Origin of the sequence: Pseudomonas sp. NFACC05-1, assembly GCF_900100135.1 — a bacterium.
Lineage (GTDB): Bacteria > Pseudomonadota > Gammaproteobacteria > Pseudomonadales > Pseudomonadaceae > Aquipseudomonas > Aquipseudomonas fluorescens_Q.
Genome location: NZ_FMTR01000002.1, coordinates 15345 through 31012, shown reverse-complemented (window position 1 = coordinate 31012; position 15668 = coordinate 15345). Strand labels below are relative to the sequence as shown.

Sequence of the window (15668 nt, the reverse complement as noted above, 5' to 3'; positions counted from 1 at the left end):
CAGTTCGATTTCTTTAATCGGAATAAAAATTCATTTAATGAGCGTAATTCCTCATTAAGGCTTTGGCTTGGCCTTCCTCGGCTTCAAATACTTGGTCAGCCCCTGGAACCAGATCACCAGCGCCGGGTTGCCTTTGATCTGGATCGACTTGTCCTGAATCCCCGTCATGAATGCCAGTTGCTTGTTCTTGGCCTGCATCGTGGCGAAGCCATAGGCGGCGTCCTTGAAGGCGATGGCGAAGGCCGGGGTCGGATAAACGCCGGACTGGCTGGTGATGCGCTGGTTCTTCACGGTGAAATGCCGGGCGACCTTGCCGTCCAGGGTTTGCAATTGGAACACCAATTCCTTATCGCCCAACTGCTGTTGGAACGCCGGATTGGTCCGGCTGGCCTTGCCCATCAACCACCCCAGCATCCACAGCAGAAAACGAAATTTCATGGGCACCGCCTCGTGAAGAAAGATGAATGGCGGGCAGTTTAGCGATTCTTCAGCGGAACGCCATCATCGGATCGCTTTGTCGGAAGATAAGCTTGTTTTCGCGAAAGATGACTGCCAAGTCACAAAACCAAAAGTCAAAAGATCGCAGCCTTCGGCAGCTCCTACACCCATTTCCGTAGGAGTTGCCGAAGGCTGCGATCTTTTGACCTTTTTGCTCTCTTGCTCCTCGGATATTTCCTTCAAAACGCCGAGCTGTTCGTGAACTAGGCAGGGCCCTGGGGCACCGCTAACCTTTGTTCGTCATCGCAAAAAACGGTGACACGGACGTGCAAGTCCGGTACATATCGGCGCGCAACTGCTATGGCGGCTGTGCGTGGGAGACTTTCGAGTCTGCCGGGGTCCGATATGCCCGGTCTTGCACACCTACGCACGGCTGCCACCTTAATTCGGTGCAACGAACGGTGGCTGTTTTCTTCAAATACATATCGGGATACATCTATGTTCAAGGTCACTCCTAATCCGCCGCAAAACGGTCACAAATCCCGCGTCGAAGCTCAAGAAGAAAAAAGGCTCGAAGACGCCGCCACCCGCGCCCTCGACTACTACCTCAACCCCCAACCCTCCCCGCCCGAACCCGACAAAAACCAACTCTTCATCGTCTCCCCCCGCATCGACACCGAAACCCTGCTGGCCAACGCCTCCGAAGACCTGCTCTCCATCAGCACCATCGCCGCCGACTTGGCCGACGACGTCGACGACTCACGCCGCTGCATAGCCCTGGCGATAAGCCGCATGGCCGATGGGGTGCAGTTGTTGGTCGAGCGGGCGTTGGATGATCTGGAAAACAAGGGGATGGCGGCGCCTGACGCCAAGGGGTAGCGCTGGCATTGATGCAAGCTGAACCGACGCCATCGCGAGCAAGCTCGCTCCCACAATTGGATCGGAGTACGACAGAGAGAGCCAGGCCGGCTATCAGGCCGCCTCGCGGTGGACGTTGATCTCGGCGCCCCGTTAACCACGATGGCCGAACGTAGGTATTGCGCAGTGGGCATCCCGGCATGGATGCCGGGATAGCCGCGCTGGGCCATGGATGGCCCTTCGCGGCGGCCCACGGAGCAATGCCTACGTTCGGGCATGCCGAGCCCTAGCGAGGCACCGAGTGGTGGGGCACAAGCGCTTTGGTTACTTTCGCGCTTTTCGAAAGTGACCCGCTGTAAGAGCGGAACCCTAAGCAGCCGTTACCGCAGCAACGGATATGTACCCCCCCACAAAACAACCTCAATCAAACATTCGGGCAAGGAACCGGTGCCCAGTCACCCAGGTCCGGGTTCTTGCACATGCTATTGACCTGAGTGGTACCCGCGCTGGCGACCTGCTTGCTCTCATCCTGCTTGGCCTTGGCGGTCTGCAGGGTTTTCTCGGTGGTCACCGCTTCTTTCGGCACGGTTGGCAACACCGGTGGTTTTTTCGCCGGCTTCACAATCTTCTTGGTCTTGCTGGTGGTCTGAGCCACGACCGGCGTGGTATCAGCAGTGGCCACAGTCACCACGTCAGTACGCTGCACACCCACCTGCTGCAGGTCTTTCTCATAGGCCTGGGTGTAGTTGTTCAGATCTTCCGAGGCCTTGCCGTTGACCGCGACAATCAGGTCGTTCGACTCTTTCAGGCCAGCGACGATTTCCGCCAGGCGCTTGCGGCCTTCGGTGTCGTTGACGGTCTTGGCCTTGCGGTCGGCAACCAGTTTGCTGAACGCGTTCTGGTAGCACTGCTGCGACGTCTTGGCGTAAGCGGTGCTGCGGTCGATGTCGGAGACGCTTTTGTTGACGTCGGCGGCGTAGGAGGCGATGCGCTGGTTGTCATCGGCGATCTGCTTCTGGCGCTCGGTGTAGTAACCGGCTGCACCACCGGCCAGGGCGCCGCCAGCAGCACCGATGGCCGCGTTGCGACCACGGTCTTCCTTGTCGGCGGTCAGGGCGCCCAGCAGCGCACCACCCACTGCACCAACGGCCGCGCCGGTAACCACCGACTTGGTCATGTTGCCTTCGGTGGAGCGCAAGTGCTGCACCGGCTCGTAGCAGTTAGGGTAGTACTCGACCTTGGTGCTCGAGGCGACTTTGGAAGTCGGCGACGTGGCGCAGCCGGTCAGTACGGTGCTGAAGCCGACAGCGACCATCAGCAAGTGACGCTTGGAAACCGAAGCAAAAGGTTTACGGGAGAAAAGCATAGTTGTGTTCTCGTTTTAAGTTTTGACCAGCTCAGCACAGCCCCATTGCCGCCTGAGTCCCTTCCAAGCTCGCTGACAACGAACACTCAAGACCGCTGAGCGTTCGATGCGAGCAATTCCTTCAATATCGCCGCCGGGTCGGCTCGTTTTTGCTGACGATAATCCCCGACATGACGAACGAATAACGTTGCACGCGCCACCAGGCTCTTGCCTAGGACCGGCTTGCGCTCCAATTCTTCCTTGATGCGCTGGAACTGCGCCTGGATCACCGCATCGGTGTAACGCGTGCCGGTGGCCAGGTTGTCGATGTAAATCGCCACCGCGCCGTCCAAGGCGCTGCGGCCATTGTCGATGGCTGTGGCAAACAGCTGGGCGCTGGCCTCGTCCTTGGCGTCCAGGGCGGCTTGCCGGCTGTTCTGCAGATTGGTCAGGCGAATGTTGTAGTTGTTGACGGTCTCGGCCACCAAGGCTGACGACTGGATCAGGTTGCCCGCCGCTTCCTCGCGCTGCTGGGCGATGAGCGAGACGTTGCGCTTGAGCTCTTCGTTGACCAGGCCCAGTTCGGCTTGCAGGCGCGGATCGACGCTGGCGGCGATGATGCTGTCCAGGCGCTTGGTCGGGTCGTCGGCGTCGTCGATGGCATCGGTCAGCGACGCGAGCCGCCCTTCTTTCTGCCATTGGGCAAACAATTCCTTGTAGCGCGAACGCGGCGCCGACAACGCCCCGACGGCCACGCGGAAGCCGGTGGTTTCGTTGCTTTGCTCGGTCCCGTCGGCGGCGAACAACGGGTACTCGCGGCGCATCCCGGTAAACAGCGTGCCCTCGCCTTCCAGGTAGTTGCCGCCCTTGACCACGAAGCCGCCATAGGCGCCCTGGCGGCGACCGGCGTGCACCAATTGGAAGGATTCCTGGACCATCTCGGCGGCGTTGCCCACCACGTCAAACAAACCGATAGGGTTCGGCAACTTGGTGCCAATGGGCATCAGCCGCGCCGCCTGCCCGGTGCCACCGGCGACCTGGTTGAACACCGCCCAATCGGCCAGCGGCCCGTCGCTTTCACTGCCTTCCAGGCGCCGTGGGAACAGGCGTCCTTCCAAGTCCTGACGACTCACGGCTTGCCCGCCGCGGGCGGCGAATTCCCATTCGACTTCCGTCGGCAAGCGCACGAAACCCAGCCCGCCGTCTTCGGCGGAGGTGCCGCGACCGCTCACCGGCAGCAGGTCCTTGTGGTACTTCATCAGCCAAGCGCTGTACACCGCCGAGAAACGCTCGGCCTCGAATTTCGACAGTTTCACCTTGGGCAAACGCCCGGCCACGCCTTGGGGCAAATCGGCTTGCAAGGTTTCGCAGGCCGGGGCCGGTTCGCCGCTGGCCAGCGATTGCGCCTGGGCCATGACCTGGGCGTACTGGCGCGCGGTGACCTCGTACTTGCCGATGAAGTACAACATCGGCTTGAGCGGCGTCTTGGCGTCGGTCTTGGGCATCAACGGCGTGATGGTGGTGTTCCAGTCCTTGGGCAGGTCCTTGAGGGTGAACTGACCGTTGATGAAGTCCCGCCGGTAGCCGGAAATGAACGACTGCTGATAACCCGCCTCGCCTTCGCTGAACGGGTAACCGAGGCTGATCTCGCGGTCGTCCAGGGTGCCCTGGGCGAGAATGTAGACGTAACGAAACACCATCTGCCCTTCGCACGGCAGCGGCAGGCTGACGTCATCGGGCAACGGCTTGGGGTTGTCCAACTTGTCGGTGCCTTCATCGGCCCAGGCCAAACTGGCCAGGCTCAACGCCACGGCGGCGCCCAATAACTTATACATCGCGAATTCCTTCACACGCCTGGATGCGCGCCACGCGCCAGCCGCCGCACGCCGCCGCCACGGCGCTGACGCCGAGCACGGCCAGCAGGGCCAAGGTGTAGTGACGCACGAGCAGATGGCTGGCGTACTCGCCCGGCATCTGCGCAAATAAATGATTCAGGCCCGACTGCGCCAAGCCATACAGCCCGGCACTGAGCAAGGCCGCAAACGTGGCGCTGTAGAGCGCCTGCAACACCACGAACAACAACAGGGCCGCCGTGGAAACCCCCAGCAGGCGCAACACCGACAGCTCCCGGCGCTTGCGCTCGACCGCTGCCAGGGCGCCGGCAAAAATCGCCGCGAACGCGCCGGCCAAGGCCAACCCGGCGATGATCCAGAACACGATCGACAGATTGCGGCTCAGCGATTGCACTTGTGCGATGGTCTGGGCCTGGGTCGAGACCAATAGGTTCTGCCCGGCGAAATACTGACGCAGCGGCTCGACGTCGCCGAGGCTGCGGGCATACAAACGAAACGCCGGGTAGACCCGTTGCCCGGCCACACTCACCGCATCGCCCGGCCAGCCGAACGCGGGCACGGCGCGGCCATCGCGGTAATCCTCGGCGGCCTCCAGCAAGGCCAGGGGTGCAAACAGACCGTCGCGGGCGAAGGCTTGCAGGGGCAGCACGTGCAATACCTGCACGCGAGTGCGCTGCGCCTCGCTGCGACCGGCCACCTGCCGACCGAAACTGGCCTGCACCCAATCGCCGGCCTTGGCGCCGAGCTTTTCGGCGGCGGTCTGGCTGAGCACCACTTGATCCAGGCCTTGCGGCACCGGCAAATGCTCGAACAAGGGATCGTTGGCCGCGGTGGGAATCATCTCGACCGTGACGACCGAAGCATCGCCGCTCAAGTCCGCCGTGGCGGCGATCTGCCGAGTGCGCGGCAAGGCAAAAGCCACGTCGCTGCGCTGGCTCAATTGCTCGACGAACTCGGCACTGAAGCGACCGCCGCCCAAGGGGATGATTTCCCGGGTGGCCGGGTCGTTCTGCAGGCGTTCGGTGAGGCTGCTGACCAAGCCGAACTTCAGGCCGAACAACACCAGCAACGGCGCCACCACCGCCACCAACGCCAGCACCGAGCAGGCCGACAGCCAGGCATCGTTGCGGTAATCCTGCCAGGCCAGGGAGGCCACCAGCGCGCCACGCATCAGCAAGCCTCCCCGAGGGTGGCGGTGACACCGCCGTCGACATCGCGACGGCAACTGATGCGCCGCACCTGCAAACCGCTGGCACGGGCCAGGGCCTCGTCGTGAGTGGCGACCACACAGCACACGCCGTGCTCGCGCGCCTGGGCCACCAGCAACTGCATGACGCGCTCGGCGTTCAGCGGGTCGAGGGCGGCGGTCGGTTCATCCGCCAGCAGCAGGCGCGGGCCATGGGCCAGGGCGCGGGCGCAACTGACCCGCTGGCGCTGGCCGACGGACAAGTCCGCCGGTTTTTTGTCCAGTTGATCGGCAATATCCAACTGCCCAGCCAGGCGCGTCACGCTGCCGTCATCCTTCAAGCCCAACAGTTTTCGCGACAACTCGATGTTGCCGCGCACGTCCAGGAAGCCCAACAGGCCGCCGGTTTGCAGAACATAACCCAGGTGACGACTGCGCAGCTCGGCCAAGGTGCCTTGTTGCGACCCACGCCACAATTTGGCGATGTCCAGCGGCGCATTGGCAGGCGTGAAGTCGAACCGCCCGGCCTGATCCGGCGCCAGCACCAGCGCCAACAGATCCAGCAATGTGCTCTTGCCACAGCCACTGGGTCCGACCACCGCCAGTTGCTCACCGCCGCGCAATTGCAGCCGTGGAATCACCAGGCTGTAGCGCTGGCTGCCGGCGCCCCGGCTTTTGTGCACTGCGCTCATGTCCAGCATCACGGCAGCGTCGACAACGGAACGCGGTACAAGGCGTCACCCGGCTCGGCATCGCCGAAACGCACCCAGTTGGCGAGGTCGTTGTGGAAGGTTTCGTAGAGGCGGATTTTCGAATCCAGCTCGTCGATGAAGTCTTCCTGCTCGGCCACGCTCAAGGACAACCACAGGTCCTGGGTCATGTTCAGCGACTTGCTGCGGTACGGCAGCCCTTCCAGGTACTCGCCCAGAATGCCGCCGTCGGCCAGGTTGCCGCCCTTGCGCAGGGCCGACGGGTCGCGGCTCATGTAGGCACTGGCGCTGGCGATTTCCTGGAAGAAATCCTTGGGTGAACTCTGGGTCTTGCGGGCCGCATCGACGATCAGCTTCAGCGACTGCTGCAAGTCGTTGAGTTGCAGCTTGGTCAGCATCACGCACACCTGGAACGCCGGCAGCGCCGGGTTGGTCAGGTCGCGGTCGGCGGTCCAGGCGCTGACCAGTTGCGGCGCCTGGCTGGCGGATTTACGCCCCAAAAAGTCCATGTGCATCGCGTAGCCGACCGCCGCCGATTTATCCGCCAGGCTCGGCGCGGCGCTCAACAGCGGCACGGTTTGCGGTTTGTTGCTGCGCACCTGGTGCACCAGGTCGGCGAACACCGAACCGATTTCGTCGACACGCTCGCCGAACTTGCGCACGTCAGCGCCCGGCACCGGAATGTACAGATCGCCGATCTGCGGGTTGGCGTCGGCGGTCAGGGTGCGGTACTGGCTCTGGGCGCCGGCGTGGGTTTTCTTGCCAGCGTCGCTGAGCAGGTGCAAGGCGTAGATCTTGATCTGCTTGCCCAGTGCGGCCTGGCGCACTTCGGCCTCGTTCATTTGCGTGGCGGCAAATGGATCGTTCTTGCGCAGGGCCCCGGCGTCGGTGACCAACAGGATCAAACGCCCGCCATAACCGGACCAGTCCATGCCTTCGACGGCTTCCATGACCCCGGCAAACGCATCTTCGTTGAACGAATGGCTCGACACCGTCGATGCCTTGACCTGGCGCGCCAGCTCCATGAAGCGTTGCGGGTCGCGGCCCTGCTCCAGGGTGATCAAAGTCTTGGCGACGTATTCCAGGCCCGGGGTTTTCTTGATGCTGCTGCGGAAACTCACCATGCCGAAGCTGACGCTGTCCAACTCGCCGCGCTCGGCAATGCGGGTTTGCAGCTCGTGGACCACGTCGCGCACCTGGTCGATGTAGGGCTGCATCGACACCGTAGTGTCCACTACCAGCACCACGGCGGTGCGGAACGCGTCGGCGTTGGCGGTGGTGATCGGCGTGTTGCTCGACGCCTTGGGGGTGTTGCCCGGATCGATCGACGCCACATTCAGCAACTGCACCGGCTGGCCGTTCTCATCGAGGCTCTCGCGGGAATCGAAGATCGGCAACAGGTAGAACTGGCTTTGCGGCACGGCGCTGGCGGCCGGCTCCAGGGCCAGTACTTGCTGGTCGTCCTGCGGGCTCTGCTGTGCCTTGAGCAACACGTTCTTGGCCGCCGATGGGTTAGCCAGGAGCTTTTCCACGTCGCCTGGCTGACGCAGGAACATCACGGGCGCACGGCCAGAACGTTCGGTGAACTTGAGCACCAGGCTCTGCTTCCAGTCGCTGACCTGGGCGGCGGGCAACCAGCCGTCGCTGCGCCCGTCAGTGGCCGCACCGACTCGTACCCACGAACCGCCGTCGACGTCCTTGCGCTGATACACGTAAAGCACGGAAAACGCTGGCAGTGCCTTGCCCGGTGCCGCGCCCGGCGCGTCGGCGAGCTTCGCCCCCGGTTTGCTGAGCACGCGCTGGAACAGGGTTTTCTTGCCCGCCATCAACAGCGGACGCTGGCCGCCATCAGCCTCGGTCGCCACGGGTGGCTGAGCCGCAGGGACAACAGGTGGTTTGACCCCTGGTACTTCCGGGGCCTGCGGCGGCTTCACTTCCGGTGGCTTGACCGAGGTGGTGGTGGCCACTGGCGTCTTCACTGCTTTGCCGTCATCACCGGACAACCACCAATAACCCGCGCCACCCAGCGCCAGCGCCACGGCGACCGCAACGGCGGCCAGGGCGAACACCGGGCCCTTGCGTTGCTCCGACACCGAGGATTGAACCGTCGGTTTTATCGGCGGCGCAACGGGCTTGGGCTGCGATTGTGGCGGCGGTGGTGAATAAGCCGGGCCGCTGGGAATGTCGATGGACATGGGCGTCAAACCCGCCAAGTCGTCCACCGCAGGCGACGTGGTCGGCAGTTGCAACGACAACGGCCGAATCAACGTCGCTTGCGCCGACTCGTCTGGCAGGTTATCCAGCGCCCGCAGCAACGCCGCCGCATCCGGGAAACGCTCCGCCGGATCCTTCGCCAGCAGCTTGCGCAGCACGTCCTGGTAACGGCCGTGGTGCACCGGCAGTTCCGGCAGCGGTTCGGTCAGGTGCGCCAGGGCCGTGGACAATGCGTCGTTGCCGGTATACGGCAGTTTGCCGACAAGGATTTCGTAGAGCACCACGCCCAGGGCGTACAGGTCGGCGCGGCCATCGATATCCTGCCCACGGGCCTGTTCCGGGCTCATGTAGCTGGGCGTGCCGACCGCGAAACCGGCCTGGGTAAATTGGGTGCGGTCGTCCAGGGACTTGGCGATACCGAAGTCCGAAAGCACCGCCGTGCCATCGGCACGGAACAGGATGTTGGCCGGCTTGACGTCACGGTGCACCAGGCCCAAGCCGTGGGCATAGCCCAGGGCCGAGGCGATCTGGCGGATGTAGGTCAGGCCCTGCTCCGGCGTCAGGCCCGCGGCGATGCGTTCCTTGAGCGTGCCGTTGGGCAGGTACTCCATCGCCATGTAATACAGCTCACCGACGTTGCCGATGTCATGGATGGTGACGGTGTGCGGGTGCGACAGGCGCGCCAGGGTCTTGCCTTCGCGCAGGAAACGCTCGCAGAAGGTCGGGTCGGCGGCCAGCGCGGCGGCCATCACTTTCAACGCCACCTTGCGTTCCAGCGAACGCTGGGTCGCCAGGTACACGCTGGCCATCGCGCCTTCACCGATCGGCCCTTCGATGTCGTAGCCGGGGATGACAATGTTCAGGGTCAAGCTCATGACGGCACCTTCACGACCACCACGGTGATGTTGTCCGGCGCGCCGCGCATCAGGCCTAGGGACACCAGGCTGCTGACGATTTCGCCGGGCTCGTCGTGGCTCAAGACTTCGCGGATTTCCTCGTCCTCGACGGTCTTGGTCAGCCCGTCGCTGCACAACAGGTAACTGTCGCCGGGCACCAGCAGCAGCTCGGTCAGCGCCAGGTTCAGTTGCGCCTCGACACCAATGGCCCGGGTGACGATGTTGGCCCGCGGGTGCACCCGCGCCTCGGCTTCGCTGAGCAGGCCGCTGTCCTGCAGATCCTGGACGTAGCTGTGGTCCCGGGAGATGCCTTCGAGCACGCCGTCGCGCAAGCGGTACAAACGGCTGTCACCGGCCCACAGGCACATGCCGCGTAGGTCGCGGGCGACCAACACCACCACGGTGCTGCCCATCATCGTCACGCCACGGTTGGCGGTTTCTTCCCGCACGGCGGCGTTGACCCGCAGCAGGTCGCTTTGCAGCGCCGCGACGTATTCGTCCAGCGAACGCCCCACGGCAATGCCGCGCAGGCTGTCGACGATCAGGCTGCTGACGTAGTCGCCCGCCGCGTGCCCGCCCATGCCGTCGGCCACCACCCAGAGGCCGTTTTCCGGCAGGTCCAGGCAGGCGTCTTCGTTGACCTGGCGGACCATCCCGACATGGCTCTTGCTTGCAGACTTGATTGCTTTTCCGGCACTTGGACGCATCTACACAACACCTTCTTGGCCGAGCAAAAATTGCGCAAAATCAGCCGCCGCCGGCAATCCCTGGCAGCGCATCAAACCCGGGGCAATGCGTTCCGATCCCTGGCCCCACCACAGGCTCGCGCCTTCGCAGGCCGCCTCGGCCAGGGCACTCGTGCGCCGCTGCGGGTCGGTGGCATCGAAGCGATGCAGGCTGGCGAAACGGCTGCTCGGCGTGCGCGGCAGGTGCATCGGGCTACCGAGGGTTTCCAGCTGTTCGTTGAACGCCTCGAAACTGGCCTCCACGCTCAACGTGCTCAGCAACAGGTTCTCGACCCGCTCAAACCACTCGTCCGCACCGCCCACCACGGACGCCGGGTCCGCGTCGGGCTCCAGCAGCACCGCGACGGTCAGCGGGAAATAACGGCCGACCCGGTCGATGCTCGGCATCACTACCCCGACGGCGGCGTCCGGGCCACACACACCCGGCGCGACCATGAAGCGCCACAGCGGGCTGACCAGATAAGCATCCAGCCAGCGCTCGCCGAGGCTGGTCTGGCTGGCGAGCAAACCCGCCGCCAACCACGAATCCCACGGGCCGATAAAACTCTGGGGCAAGCCACGGCTGACGAAATCCCCGCGGCTGGCCAACTTTCCATAGAAGCCCGGTGTGCTCATAGCCGCTCCGGCAGGCTGAAGCCGCTGAGCACCCGGCTCTTGAATGGATTGAAGGCGCTGTTGGCCCGCAGCTCATAAGAGGCGCTGGCGCCATCGACCCGCAACCGCAGGTTGAAGCGATCCGGCGAGTTACCGGCGGTCAGGTCCGATTGTTCCAGCAGTCGGAACCAGGCCCACGGCCCGTCCAGGGTGATGCCGGAGCGACCATTGGACGACGGCGGCATGATCGAGATCCGCACCACACCGATGCTCCCCGGGTTCGGCCACTGCATGGCGGTCGGGCGGCTTGGGCCGTGGTCGTAGCTCAACTGTTGGCCGTCGAGGTCGAGCAGGAACTGGGTGATGGTCGAGTCCATCGCCACCGGTTTGAGCTCGAAACGCACCATCGGCTGCGTGCCACCGGAACGGAAGAACGCATCGCGGATGGTCGCCGCGCGCTGGAAGGTCTGCAGCACGCCAGGGGCGATGCCGAGCTTCTGCGCCGCGCCCGGCTGCCAGCGCCAGGTCGGCGTCGAGGTGTCGACGTAGGGTTGCAGGTACTTGCGGAAGTAGTTGTCCATTACCCCGCCGACGCCGAAGAACTGGCCGAAATCATCCAGGGTCGCGTCCCGCGCACTGCCTGGCGACATCGGATAGCGCCCGGCCAGGGACTGGCGATAGATATTCACCACTTCGCTGGTCCAGGCGGCGTTCAGCTGGTTGCGCACCCCGCCCATCATGCTGTTGGTGGTGGAGTTGACCACCGACTTGACCAAACCCTGCACCAGCGGCGGCTGGCGTTCAGCGTTGAGGCTGACGCGCGTAGCAGCGGCCGTGGCCTGGTTCTTGGCTTCGCCGAGCAAGGCGTCGCCGCTGGCACCGACCATGGCACTGACCTGCACGTACAAAGCGTTCATGTCGGCCAGCAAGCCATCGATGGCCGCCGGCTCGCCTTCACTTTTGCTGACGATGCTGTTGAGCTCGGCGAAGTGCGCGGTGATCGGGTCATCGCTTTGCGCCGGTGCGTTTTGCGTCGACTGCTCCTGGCCGAGCAAGCTGCCCAGGCGCTCCTTGAGTTTGTCCACGCCGCCTTCTACCGGCGCACCTTGGGCGGCCAGCAGGCGTTCATCCTGTTGCAGGTCGGTTTCCTTCGCCACCGCCACCAACAGCTTTTTCAACGGCGAGGTCGGACCGGAAATCACCCGCAGCACATCGGCGGCCTGGGCCACGCTGGTGATCGGCACGAAGTCGATGTCGGCCAGCAAGGCGTCCCATTGGCGCAGGTAGTCCTGGAAGTACAAGCGACGCACATCGGCGGCCAGGCTGGCGACGTTCTGCTGATCGGCCTGTTCATGGCCCAGCACCCACTGCTCTTCAGCCAGGGTGCCGGTCTGGCTCAGGCTGGTGAGCAAGAAGCCCTGGCGGTAGCCCTTGACGGTGAAGAACCCGCTCAGTGGCTCGCCCAACGGCTTGCCACTCTTGCGGCTAAAAACCAGCGCGGCGTCACGCCCGGCGGCTTCGTTGATGCGGAAGTCCGGGATGCCTTCGGGCAGTTTCTGGCGCTTGATCCGGTCATAGACCCGCTGGGCCACCGGCAATTGCTGCAACTGGCGACGCAGGTCTTCGACCAGGCGCTGGTCCAGGCGCGCGAGGGGCGGACGCCGTTCGAACAGTGCCTGCAAATGCGCGGTCAGGGCCTGGCGCTGCTCGGCCGGCAAATCACGCGGCAGGCTGCGGTCCCAATCCAGGGCGATCCAGGCCTTGATGAAGTCAGCGTCGTAATGCTCGGTGTCGGCGAGCATCAGGTAGGCCTTCAAGCCTTCGTAGAGGAAATCCGAATTGCCGCCGCTGTGCAGCTGCTCTTCGATGCGCGTCAGCAGACGTGGCGCGAACACCGCGATCAGCAGCTTGCGGTAGACGCTGCCGGACTCGGCTTCGAGCATGTCGCCCTGGTACAGGCCCAAGCCTTCGGCCCAGCTCGGGGCGTCGTCGGCCAGATGCTTCACGGCGTTGAGCAATGGCAACACCGCGAGCACATCCCGTTGCGCCGGGCTGAGGTTCTGCACGGTCTGACCCAACGGCGCGACCTTCTGATCGACCTGGGCAATGTAGGCCTGGTTGGCGCGGTAGCTGACCCACCACAACGTGCTGACCACCAGCACCAACACCACGGTGGAGGCCAGAACACCGCGGGCGATCCACTTGCGCCGACGCTCGACTTTCGGGTCGACGCCCACCAGCCCGCGCTCGGCGAAAGCCACGGCGGTGAAGAGTTTTTCGATGAAGTAACTGCGCCCGGTGCCGGTCTGGCGCGCCAGGTGCTGACGGTCCAGGTTCATGCTCTGGGCCATGGAGCCGATCAGGCGATCGATCGGGCTGCCTTCCTGGGTGCCGCTGGTGAAATACACGCCACGCAGCAACACGCGCTCTTCGAAGGCGTTGGGTTTGAACACGCCTTCGAGGAAGCTTTGCAGGCAATCCTTCAGGGCGCCGAACTGCTGCGGGAAGCCGTAGATCAGGTCGCGCCGCGCCGGGTCGCGCTCTTGTTGCAGGCGTTCCACCAAGCGGTCGTTGAGGCGCTGCTCAAGGCCGGTGAATTCGCTTTGCAGGTGCGCCAGTGGGCTGTCGCTGCTCTTGCCATCGTCCAGGGCGAAGGTCATGCCCCAGACCTGGGCGCGCTCTTCCTTGCTCAGGGTGTCGAAATACTCCATGAACCCGGGCACGAGGTCGAGCTTGGTCAGCATCAGGTAGATCGGGAAGCGCACGCCCAGTTGGGTGTAGAGCTCCTGGATCCGCAGGCGGATTGCGGCGGCATGGGCGGCGCGCTCGGCGTCGCTGCCCAACAGCAGGTCGGACAGGCTGATGGCGATGAACGCCCCGTCGATCGGGCGTCGGGCTCGTTGCTTTTTCAACAGGCCCAGGAAGCCCAGCCAGGCAGCCTTGTCGATGGTCGCGTCGCTGTCCTGGGTAGTGTAGCGCCCGGCGGTGTCGAGCAGGACCGCCTGGTCGGTGAACCACCAATCGCAATTGCGCGTGCCGCCAACACCGCGCACGGCACCGGCGCCCAGTTGCGCGGCCAATGGGAAATGCAATCCGGAGTTGACCAGCGCGGTGGTCTTGCCCGACCCCGGCGGGCCGATGATCACGTACCACGGTAGCTCGTAGAGATTACGACGCTCGTCACCGCCCAGCTTGGCTTTCTTGAGCAGGGCCAAGGCTTCGTCCATGCGCTGGCGCAGGGTTTCGAGCTCTTCGGCAGTGGCGATGCTGGTCGGGTCCGGTGGGGTTTGCGCGGCCAGGCTGCGCATCACTTCGGCGGCCTGACGGCGCGCCTGGATGATGCGGAACACCCGGTAGGCGATCCATACCGCGAACACCAGGACGATCAAGGCCCAGCGGCGGCCTTCGGGCACCAGCCAATCGAGCAGCGGGCCAACGAACCAGATGATCAGGCTCAGGGCGATCAGCCCCAGCAATGGGATGACCCAGCGGGTCATAAAACTGAAAAACGCCTTCACTCGACCCCCTCCGCCAATACTGTGATTTCAACCCGACGGTTGCGCGCACGCCCCTCTGGGGTGGCGTTGGATGCCAACGGCTCGGTGTCGCTGCGGCCTTCGGCGCTGAAGCGCTCGGGCTGGCCGGTCTTGGCCGAAAGAATTTGCAGCACCGATTGGGCCCGCGCTTCGGACAACGCCCAGTTGGACGGGAACCGGAGGGTGGCGATCGGCCGATTGTCGCTGTGCCCGGTAACCAGGACCTGGCCCTTGACCTTGCGCACCGCATCGGCGATGCGCAGCATCAGCGGCTGGAAGTCGTCCTTGATGCTGGCGCTGCCCGAGGCGAACAGTTCATCGCCGCGGATGGTCACCACCGAGCGGTCAACGGCGTCTTCCACGGCAATCCGGTTGGCGCGGATTTCATCAGCCAAAAAGCCTGCCAGGCGTGGGCGCTCGACCACTTTCGGCTGCACCACGGGGCGGTCGATGGTCTGTACCGGGATTTCGCCCAGGAAGTGAATGTTCTTGAACACCGGCTCGGCATCGGAGGCCAGTTTCATCCGCAGGCCGAACAGCAGCGCCAGCAGCAAGGCCGCGCCGATGGCCACGGCGATCCATGGCGGCATGAATTGCGCCAGTCGATCACGGGCCACGGTGACACCGCGCCAGTGCGGCGACAGCTCGCGCTCGTAATCGCCACGGGCACTGCGGATGACGGCGGCGGTGCGCTCACGCAACGCTTCCAGTTGACTGCGGCCGTCGTTCATCACCCGGTAGCGCCCTTCGAAACCCAGGCACATGCACAGGTACAAAAGCTCCAGCAGATACAGGCGCTCGCGCGGGCTTTGCAGGCAATGCTCCAGCAACTGGAACACCTTCTCGCCGCCCCAGGCTTCGTTGTGCACGGTGATCAACAGGCTTTGCTTGCCCCAATCGCTGGTGCCGCCCCACGGCGTGCTCAACACCGCTTCGTCCAGCGCGGTGCACAAGGCGTAGCGGGCCAGCAACACATCGTTGCGCACCACACCGGCGGCCTCGGCGCGCTCTTCGAACTGGCGCAGGTAAGCCAGCAGTTGTGCGCGCAAACTGGCCGGCGCCGGGTGAGCAATGGTGTTGCGCAGGCGCGTCAGCAGCGCCAACAGCGGGCCGGCGGCGCTTTCCAACGGGTTGAGGCCCTCGGCCTTGCCGGTGAGCACCGGCGCGGCTGGCATCGACAGCGGTGCAGGCGCAGGCGTCGGCTGTGGCCGGCCAGCGTCCGGGCGGAAGGGATCTCCACCACGGCCACCGGGCGTCGGCATGAACTGGGTACGATCGTCGTTACTCATCGC

Annotated in this window: 11 protein-coding genes; 1 reads left to right on the top strand and 10 read right to left on the bottom strand. The window is 64.2% G+C overall.

Translation table 11 applies throughout. The features are described from left to right. Nucleotides 1-54: 54 nt before the first annotated feature. Entirely contained in the window at nt 55-438 is a 384-nt protein-coding gene (locus tag BLO97_RS04260; RefSeq protein ID WP_092345136.1) for a helicase, read from the bottom strand. Nucleotides 439-936: 498 nt separating this feature from the next. Between BLO97_RS04260 and BLO97_RS04255 the strand changes: the two genes are divergently transcribed. Beyond that, nucleotides 937-1317 carry a DUF6124 family protein gene (locus BLO97_RS04255; protein WP_092345134.1) on the top strand — a complete coding sequence of 127 codons (381 nt, stop codon included), beginning with the start codon at nt 937-939 and terminating at the stop codon, nt 1315-1317. 403 nt (nt 1318-1720) lie between these two features. Here the strand turns inward: BLO97_RS04255 and tagQ are convergent, their stop codons facing one another. The 9 genes from tagQ to BLO97_RS04210 all read right to left on the bottom strand — a co-directional run bounded on the left by tagQ (nt 1721) and on the right by BLO97_RS04210 (nt 15665). Further along, entirely contained in the window at nt 1721-2662 is a 942-nt protein-coding gene (gene tagQ / locus BLO97_RS04250; protein ID WP_092345132.1) for a type VI secretion system-associated lipoprotein TagQ, read from the bottom strand. Between the two features lie 86 nt (nt 2663-2748). Next, nucleotides 2749-4476 (bottom strand): formylglycine-generating enzyme family protein, encoded by a 1728-nt coding sequence (locus tag BLO97_RS04245; RefSeq protein WP_092148322.1) that lies wholly within the window; start codon nt 4474-4476, stop codon nt 2749-2751. Further along, nucleotides 4469-5665 carry an ABC transporter permease gene (locus tag BLO97_RS04240; protein WP_092345130.1) on the bottom strand — a complete coding sequence of 399 codons (1197 nt, stop codon included), beginning with the start codon at nt 5663-5665 and terminating at the stop codon, nt 4469-4471. Before BLO97_RS04240 ends, BLO97_RS04245 begins: the two co-directional genes overlap by 8 nt. Then, the gene (locus tag BLO97_RS04235; protein ID WP_092345128.1) at nt 5665-6381 is read right to left on the bottom strand and encodes an ABC transporter ATP-binding protein; all 717 of its coding nucleotides are present in this window, start codon (nt 6379-6381) and stop codon (nt 5665-5667) included. Before BLO97_RS04235 ends, BLO97_RS04240 begins: the two co-directional genes overlap by 1 nt. After that, the gene (locus BLO97_RS04230) at nt 6381-9479 is read right to left on the bottom strand and encodes a serine/threonine-protein kinase (protein ID WP_092345126.1); all 3099 of its coding nucleotides are present in this window, start codon (nt 9477-9479) and stop codon (nt 6381-6383) included. The genes BLO97_RS04235 and BLO97_RS04230 overlap by 1 nt, the downstream gene beginning before the upstream one ends. Continuing rightward, entirely contained in the window at nt 9476-10207 is a 732-nt protein-coding gene (locus tag BLO97_RS04225; RefSeq protein ID WP_092221243.1) for a PP2C family protein-serine/threonine phosphatase, read from the bottom strand. The genes BLO97_RS04230 and BLO97_RS04225 overlap by 4 nt, the downstream gene beginning before the upstream one ends. Continuing rightward, entirely contained in the window at nt 10208-10861 is a 654-nt protein-coding gene (gene tagF / locus BLO97_RS04220) for a type VI secretion system-associated protein TagF (protein WP_092221242.1), read from the bottom strand. Beyond that, nucleotides 10858-14358, bottom strand: a complete 3501-nt coding sequence (gene tssM / locus BLO97_RS04215; protein ID WP_092345124.1) for a type VI secretion system membrane subunit TssM — start codon at nt 14356-14358, stop codon at nt 10858-10860. The genes tagF and tssM overlap by 4 nt, the downstream gene beginning before the upstream one ends. After that, nucleotides 14355-15665 (bottom strand): DotU family type VI secretion system protein, encoded by a 1311-nt coding sequence (locus BLO97_RS04210; RefSeq protein WP_063323777.1) that lies wholly within the window; start codon nt 15663-15665, stop codon nt 14355-14357. Before BLO97_RS04210 ends, tssM begins: the two co-directional genes overlap by 4 nt. Nucleotides 15666-15668: the final 3 nt, after the last annotated feature.

Excerpts from the sequence above, each read along its gene's own strand:
- BLO97_RS04240 (WP_092345130.1), bottom strand. The coding sequence starts at position 5,665 with ATGCGTGGCGCGCTGGTGGCCTCCCTGGCCTGGCAGGATTACCGCAAC.
- BLO97_RS04260 (WP_092345136.1), bottom strand. The coding sequence starts at position 438 with ATGAAATTTCGTTTTCTGCTGTGGATGCTGGGGTGGTTGATGGGCAAG.
- BLO97_RS04235 (WP_092345128.1), bottom strand. The coding sequence starts at position 6,381 with ATGCTGGACATGAGCGCAGTGCACAAAAGCCGGGGCGCCGGCAGCCAG.
- BLO97_RS04230 (WP_092345126.1), bottom strand. The coding sequence starts at position 9,479 with ATGAGCTTGACCCTGAACATTGTCATCCCCGGCTACGACATCGAAGGG.
- tagF (WP_092221242.1), bottom strand. The coding sequence starts at position 10,861 with ATGAGCACACCGGGCTTCTATGGAAAGTTGGCCAGCCGCGGGGATTTC.
- BLO97_RS04225 (WP_092221243.1), bottom strand. The coding sequence starts at position 10,207 with ATGCGTCCAAGTGCCGGAAAAGCAATCAAGTCTGCAAGCAAGAGCCAT.
- BLO97_RS04210 (WP_063323777.1), bottom strand. The coding sequence starts at position 15,665 with ATGAGTAACGACGATCGTACCCAGTTCATGCCGACGCCCGGTGGCCGT.
- BLO97_RS04245 (WP_092148322.1), bottom strand. The coding sequence starts at position 4,476 with ATGTATAAGTTATTGGGCGCCGCCGTGGCGTTGAGCCTGGCCAGTTTG.
- tagQ (WP_092345132.1), bottom strand. The coding sequence starts at position 2,662 with ATGCTTTTCTCCCGTAAACCTTTTGCTTCGGTTTCCAAGCGTCACTTG.
- BLO97_RS04255 (WP_092345134.1), top strand. The coding sequence starts at position 937 with ATGTTCAAGGTCACTCCTAATCCGCCGCAAAACGGTCACAAATCCCGC.